At 70.2% G+C, this 6167-nt stretch carries 8 protein-coding genes; 2 read left to right on the forward strand and 6 right to left on the reverse strand.

Going from position 1 to position 6167, the window contains the following annotated elements:
- Positions 1-123: 123 nt before the first annotated feature.
- Together D7X32_RS47725 and D7X32_RS42515 are read right to left on the reverse strand one after the other, a co-directional pair.
- Entirely contained in the window at positions 124-249 is a 126-nt protein-coding gene (locus D7X32_RS47725) for a hypothetical protein (RefSeq protein ID WP_279635664.1), read from the reverse strand.
- A 95-nt stretch (positions 250-344) separates the two neighbouring features.
- Entirely contained in the window at positions 345-866 is a 522-nt protein-coding gene (locus tag D7X32_RS42515) for a hypothetical protein (protein ID WP_120608205.1), read from the reverse strand.
- A gap of 161 nt (positions 867-1027) precedes the next feature.
- On the opposite strand from D7X32_RS42515, the gene D7X32_RS42520 reads away from it, so the two are divergent.
- Complete coding sequence (locus D7X32_RS42520) at positions 1028-2287, forward strand: lipoprotein N-acyltransferase Lnb domain-containing protein (protein ID WP_120608206.1); 1260 nt, start codon at positions 1028-1030, stop codon at positions 2285-2287.
- A 3-nt stretch (positions 2288-2290) separates the two neighbouring features.
- On the opposite strand, the gene D7X32_RS42525 is transcribed toward D7X32_RS42520, so the two are convergent.
- Positions 2291-3622 carry an ATP-binding protein gene (locus D7X32_RS42525; RefSeq protein ID WP_120608207.1) on the reverse strand — a complete coding sequence of 444 codons (1332 nt, stop codon included), beginning with the start codon at positions 3620-3622 and terminating at the stop codon, positions 2291-2293.
- Positions 3623-3649: 27 nt separating this feature from the next.
- Between D7X32_RS42525 and D7X32_RS42530 the strand changes: the two genes are divergently transcribed.
- A complete protein-coding gene (locus D7X32_RS42530) occupies positions 3650-4195 on the forward strand; it encodes a response regulator (RefSeq protein ID WP_244239489.1) in 546 nt (181 codons plus the stop codon).
- A 452-nt stretch (positions 4196-4647) separates the two neighbouring features.
- Here D7X32_RS42530 and D7X32_RS47320 read toward each other — a convergent pair whose 3' ends face one another.
- The 3 genes from D7X32_RS47320 to D7X32_RS47330 all read right to left on the reverse strand — a co-directional run bounded on the left by D7X32_RS47320 (position 4648) and on the right by D7X32_RS47330 (position 5889).
- Positions 4648-4980 (reverse strand): hypothetical protein, encoded by a 333-nt coding sequence (locus D7X32_RS47320; RefSeq protein ID WP_244239490.1) that lies wholly within the window; start codon positions 4978-4980, stop codon positions 4648-4650.
- Between the two features lie 364 nt (positions 4981-5344).
- Entirely contained in the window at positions 5345-5659 is a 315-nt protein-coding gene (locus tag D7X32_RS47325; RefSeq protein ID WP_244239491.1) for a transposase, read from the reverse strand.
- A gap of 89 nt (positions 5660-5748) precedes the next feature.
- Positions 5749-5889 (reverse strand): hypothetical protein, encoded by a 141-nt coding sequence (locus D7X32_RS47330; RefSeq protein WP_244239492.1) that lies wholly within the window; start codon positions 5887-5889, stop codon positions 5749-5751.
- Between the last annotated feature and the right edge of the window lie 278 nt (positions 5890-6167).

The raw sequence follows: 6167 nt of genomic DNA on the forward strand, positions 1-6167 counted from the left end.
ATTCCTTCCACCATCGAGTCGAGGTACTCGCGCAACTCCTCATCGAGTCGCTTCAGCGTCCGCCGGTCCATCACGACCGTAGATCATGATCGACCGGCAGCTTCAACAACCGACTAAGTGGTACTAGAGCGCGGAAGCGGGCATCGCGATGAAGGCCCCCAGCGCGACGAGGAGGACGAGGGCGGCGACGGCGAGCTTGATGGCCATGGGAGACGGCTCCTGTTCCGGAAGTGGGGCCTCCCGGAGCATCCCAGGAGGCTTCACTTCCACGTCGAAAGAGGGGCCGCGAAATCGACACGGCATTTCTTCCAGCGCGCCCGGCGGGCCACCCATCGTGCCGAGCTTTAGAACGCGGTGACCCAGCGGGTGTTGGTGTCGCTCTGGAAGCGGTGCAGGGGGCTGCCCGCCTGGCTGATGATGATGACGTTGGAGCCGTCCGCCATGCGGGCCGTCACCGTGATGGCGTTCATGTTCCAGTTGTCGCCCGTGGAGAAGATGTCCGGCTGGCCGGAGGTGAACTGGATGGCGAAGTCCAGCAGCAGTCCCTGGTAGATGCCGGCCGGCGTCGCGAAGGTGACCGTCTTCGTGGAGTAATTGGGCCACGACACGCCGTTGTTCAGGTTGAAGCTGGTGACGAGCTGGTTGCCCGACGTGTTCGTATAGTGGAGCGAAGCCACCGCGTTGCTCGCGGTGCGCAGGTCGTCCCCGCCCGTGACGATGGTCACCGTGAGCTGGGTGATGCGGTGGGCATCGTCGATGGCGAACGCCTCACCGGGCGACAGGGTGACGACGGCCAGGGCGAGGGCGGCGACGAGGGTGGCGAAGGCGCGGCGGGAGACAGCGCCCAGGGAGCGGATTCCAGTCATGACAGGCTTCTCTTTCGTGAGGTTCGGGCAGGGGGACAGACACGTCACCCGCCGCCTCCCGGAGGCGCGGGCTTCAAACACCCTGCCGCGAAGCCCCCGACGCGAACACTGCCAATCTTCTTGCACTGCCCCGGGTCCAGCGCTCGCGCGATACCGCGCGCATGGCCCGACACCGCTTCCTGCTGCTGCTCATCGGATGGCTCGGGGGATGGCTGGGGAGCCCCTCCGCGCAGGCCGCGCTGCCCCCGGGCTTTGGCGAACATCCCGAGGACCTACGCGTGAAGCTGGTGACGTTCGGCCCGGGACCGGACGCGCACCAACTCTTCGGACACAGCGCGCTGTGGGTCGAGGACACGCGCCTGCGCACCGACGTCCTCTACAGCTACGGGATGACGACGCATGAGGGACAGGGCAGCCCGCTCCACTTCCTCGTGCGGCATCAGCCCTTCTGGGCCGCGCGCCTCCCGGTGGCGCACACGTTCGCCACCTACCAGCGCGAGGACCGCTCCATCACCGCGCAGGAGCTGCGCCTCCCCCTGCGAGCACGGCAGCGATTGCTGGCCCGGCTCGAACGGGACGTGAGCCCCGAGCACCGCCTCTACGCGTATCACCCCACCGACAACAACTGCGCGACGCGCGTGCGGGACGCCCTGGACGACGCCTTGGAAGGTTCGCTCCGCGCGGACGCCTCGCTGCCCGCGCGCTTCACCTGGCGCGAGCACCTGCGGCGCCACACCCGGCACAGCCCCGTCTTGAGCCTGTTGCTCCTGACATGGGTGAACGACGTCATGGACGCGCCCCGGACGCGCTGGGAGGAGGCCTTCGTCCCCCGGGAGCTGGCGCGGCTGCTCGACACCTCGTCCGCGCCGCGAGGACGGGTGGACGTATACGTGTCCCGCGCGCGGCCTGTCTCCGACCAGGAGGCCGGCACCTCCGCGCTCCCGCACCTGTTCCTCGTGGGGGCGGTCGTCGGGGGCGGGGCGGTGGTGCTGTCCATCCTGCGGGAGCGCGGCGCGACGCCCGGGGCCCGCATCGCCTTCGGGCTGTACCACGCGCTGTTCGGGCTGCTGTCCGGCGCGGTGGGCTTCGTGGGACTGCTGCTGACGCGCTACTCCGAACACTCCGCACTGCGCGGCAGCGAGGGCCTGCTGCTGTTCAATCCATTCGCCCTCGCGCTCGTCCCCTTGGGCATCGGCCTGGCTTTCGGAAGCGCTCGCGCGGAGCGGTGGACGCGCACCTGCGTCGGGGTGCTCATGGGCTGCGCGCTGCTCGCGGGGGTGCTCCAGTTGCTTCCCGCCTTCGGTCAGGACCTCCGTGAGCCGCTGGCGCTGATGCTCGTCGCCCACCTGGGCCTCGGGATGGCGTGGGGAGGCACGTCCAACGCCGTCCCTCGAATGGAGGCGCGGCCCCAGCGCGCCTGAAGCTCAGGCCCCGGACGGCAGCAACACATCCACCCTCGCGCCGCCTCCGGGCGGGCTGGAGGCGAGGAGGGAGCCGCCGCTCGCCTCGACCAGCCCTCCCACCAGGAGCATCCCCAGTCCCGAGCCATCCCGCTTGGTGGTGCCACCCCAGGGGCGCGTGCCCTCCAGCAGGCCCGCGCGGAAGCCGGGCCCGTCGTCACTGACGCAAAGGCGGATGAGCAGCGGATTGCCATCCGGCTCCACGCTCACCCGGACCGTGCGGGCCCCGCGCTGTCCATCGCCTTCGCAGGCATTCACGAGCAGGTTGGTCACCACGTGGGACAGCCCGCGCTCCCCACCGACGATGCGGGCGCGCGGCGCCTGGACCCCTGACGTATCGGGCGCATCCGTCCCCACGACGATGTGGACGTGGGAGAAGCGCGACCGGACGACGTCCGCCGCGTGGTGCAGCGTGGCGCCCACGTCCACCAGCTCGGCTTCATCGATCATCGCCAGTTCGCCCAGCGTGCGGGACTTCACGCTGGACACGAAGTCCCCCAGTTCGCGCAGGTCCTGCACGAGCGCCTGGGCGTAGCGCGAACACGCGTCACTGCCGGGGTCGCGGACGAGGAGGTCCGCGCGCAGCCGCGCCGAGGACAACAGCGTCCTCACGTCATGGTGCTCGCGGAGCATCAGGTCCAGGTGCCGACGGGTCCTTTCGACGCGAGCACTCTCGCACCCCGCCTTGAGCACCATCCGCCGCGCGACGTCGCAGGCCAGGGAGGCCACCGCCCCCACGCTGCCGATGAAGATGAGGAGCAGCGCCACCTCCGACATGCCGTAGGTGACGAAGCGGGCGTTCCACTGGAAGTCCAGCGCGACGAGTCCGCCCATCAGCAGCAGGTTGGCGGCCGTGCCCGCCCAGGCGGCGCGGGGCGACAGCCGCAGCGCGGTGATGAACACGACCGCGACGGCGGCGGACGGATCGGGCATGCGCAGGAGCCCCGTGTAGTGGGGGCCGTGCCACACCAGCGTGGACAGCAACGAGGCATGGGCGAACACCGCGTCCAGCACGGAGGATGCGACCAACAGGCCCGTCCCGAACAGGCGCCGCCGGGCCGCCCACCTCGCGACCGCCGAGGCCCCGATGGCGAAGCCCAGCACGGGCAATTCCACCAGCGCCGCCGGCACACCGCCCTCCGCGTGGAGGCCGCCCAGCAGCAGGAACCGCGTCAGCACGAGCCCGCAGAACACCATGCGCACCGCGCTCACCAACGCCTCGCCGTCGTTGGAGGCGTCCGACAGCACACGCTGGGCAATCTGTTCCGGCATGGCCGGCGGAGGGTGTTCAGACATAGGTGCTAGGCTTCAAGGGTGGGACGGGTGCGACATCTCTTGCTGGTGGAGGACTCGGAGCGGTTGGCTTCGGTGCTGGAGGACGCGCTGCGCTCCCACGCCGAGCACATCACCCACGTGACGACGCTCGCCGCGGCGCGGCGGGTGTTGAAGGAGCACCCTCCGGACGCCGTGCTGCTGGACGTCAGCCTTCCGGACGGCACCAGCGACACGCTGCTGGAGGACCTGCAGGCGGTGGAGCCCCTGCCGCATGTCATCGCCATCAGCGGCAACGCCACCGCCGAGCAGGCCTTCCGGCTGGCCTCGGGGGGCGTGCGGGCCTTCCTCCCCAAGCCCCTGGACCTGGCGCGGCTGGAGGAGGTGTGGACGCGGACGCTGTCGCGGCCCCCCGACCTGGTGCACGCGCTGCGGGCGAGCGCCGGACAGGTGCCACTGCACCAGTTGGAGGGCGTCGTCCGGGACACGCTGGTGGACGAGGCCCTGGCGAAGTCCGAGGGCAGCGTGCGCGGCGCGGCGAAGCTGCTGCGCATCTCGCGGCAGTTGCTCCAGCACATCCTCAACGCCCGGAAGTGACGTCACGAGGCCCGGCACCGGCCTGTCTCCCTTCCGCATGAACCGGACGCGCCGCGCGCCCGTTCCCGGCGAGCCAGGAGCCACGTGACCCTTCATGTGCCGTACCAGCGGGCCCGGGGCGACGCGCGGGCGGTCTCTCGCTCGGGCAGCGCGGGCACGCGCCGCGGTCGTGGACTGGCAGGCTACAGAAGCGCGTTGCCGGGTGGACCGGGAGGCAACAGGGGCGGCCTGTTTCGAGGCGGGGCGCAGGGGCGAAAGCCGCGCCTTCTCCAGCTTCGCGACGACGCCCACGCTGCGCCCCGAGAGGTTCGCGACGACGTACTGCACGGAGCTGTCCAGCACCTGCGCGCTCTCCGGCAGGGTGAGGCCGTACTCCTGCTCCAGCCACTGCGTGAAGCCCTGCGTCGCGGAGCGCAGCGCGTCGTCCAGCGAGCCGCCCTGCCCCACCGCCATCAGGTGCGTGGGGGACTCCACGCGAGGCGCCATGCCACCGGAGTCGAGCGTCGTCGTGAGCACGGTGTCCCCGGCCACACCGTGAGGACCGGCATGCGGTGGGCGGAGAACTCGTTGGACCACGTGGTCGGCTTGAAGTCGTGCACGCGCGGCGGACCGGCGGGACGCGCGGGGAGAAGCCGGGCGGTGAAGGCATGCATCACGCGCGTCTTCGGGTTGTTGCTGTCCGTGGAGTCCGCAGTGCCGCGCAGCCCTTCCTCGCTCACCTTGCCGCTGAAGACATCCGTCTGCTTGCGCGAGTCCGTGACGACGAAGCGGACGTCGTTGCCCACGCGCTCCACTTCCAGCGCGTCCCCGTCCAACGCATCGGGCGAATAGAAGACTTGGTGAGGGTGAGGCGGGTGCAGAGATGCCGAGGCGGGACGCTGACGGGTGCCGCCGAGCTGTGAGCCAGGCCGGCGCAGAAGCCGTGCAGCCCTCATTGGACACACGCCTGCGCAGGCCGCACTCCCCGCTGGGGCGCGGCAGGGGGCTTGGGCATGGGGCCACTTGCGGCCTACCCCTCAACACCCCGCGTTCTGGGGTAGCCCCGTGCTGGGGCCCGTCTCCCAGCCAGCGCGGGCAGTCCCAGGGGCTCCAGAATGGCACGCACCCCACTGGGATCCGTCAGAGACGCCTGCACCCTTACGCCTGCCTTCACACCTGCCGCAGGCGAACACGTCCAGCGCGATACTCCTGCTTGAGCAACCCGGACCCATCCACCCGCGGCGTGCCCTCTTGGGTCCACTCCTGCCTCGCCGCTGCCTCAGGCGGCTCGCTTGCCTCTTCCGGCTTCGACTCTGCCTCCGCTTGAGGGAGCAGAAATGGCCGGAGTTTCGCGCCCGGAGCGAAGACACCGTGAAACCTCGTGAGGTTCGACCGAGGCGGAGGTATCAGGGACGCCACGCGACGTAAGAGTTCCAGTCCGGTGAAGAAGAGGTGTGTGGTGCCGGCTGGCAACGGACGCTTCATCCGCCAGGCAATGCGGCCGTCCTCCGCTCGTACAAACGCTCCAGCGCCAACGCGTCGCGCGCTCCATCTTGGCACAGCCGCGCCAGCCCCTACCGATCATTGGCGTACAGGTGCGTGTTGGCGTGCAGGGAGAAGCCTTCCAGGAAGGAGCACCGAGGCTGCTTGCTGGGAGGGCTCAAGACATCCAGTTCCAGCCAGCGCAGTCGCTGCTGCAGGGTCTCATACAGCACCGTCCCCTACGGCCGCCTGCGCCGGTGCTCCCACCCGTGCTTCCCCACCTGCCCCTTCCCAGCCACGCCTCGCTAGGGCACAGATTCCGGGTGGGCTCCCACTTAGCTCCGCCGTGCGTCACTCCCACGGTTCGCATGCAGGTGCGCAGTGGAGTGCCGGGAGAATCCCCAGGAACGTCACGCGACCAGGCGCCCACACGATTCGTCAGGGGCGGAGCGCGCGCTTCAGTGCTAGGCCCTACCGCCATGTCCGGCGACTCCCTCGTCCCCACCCCCGG

The organism is Corallococcus carmarthensis (genome assembly GCF_003611695.1).
Classification (GTDB): domain Bacteria; phylum Myxococcota; class Myxococcia; order Myxococcales; family Myxococcaceae; genus Corallococcus; species Corallococcus carmarthensis.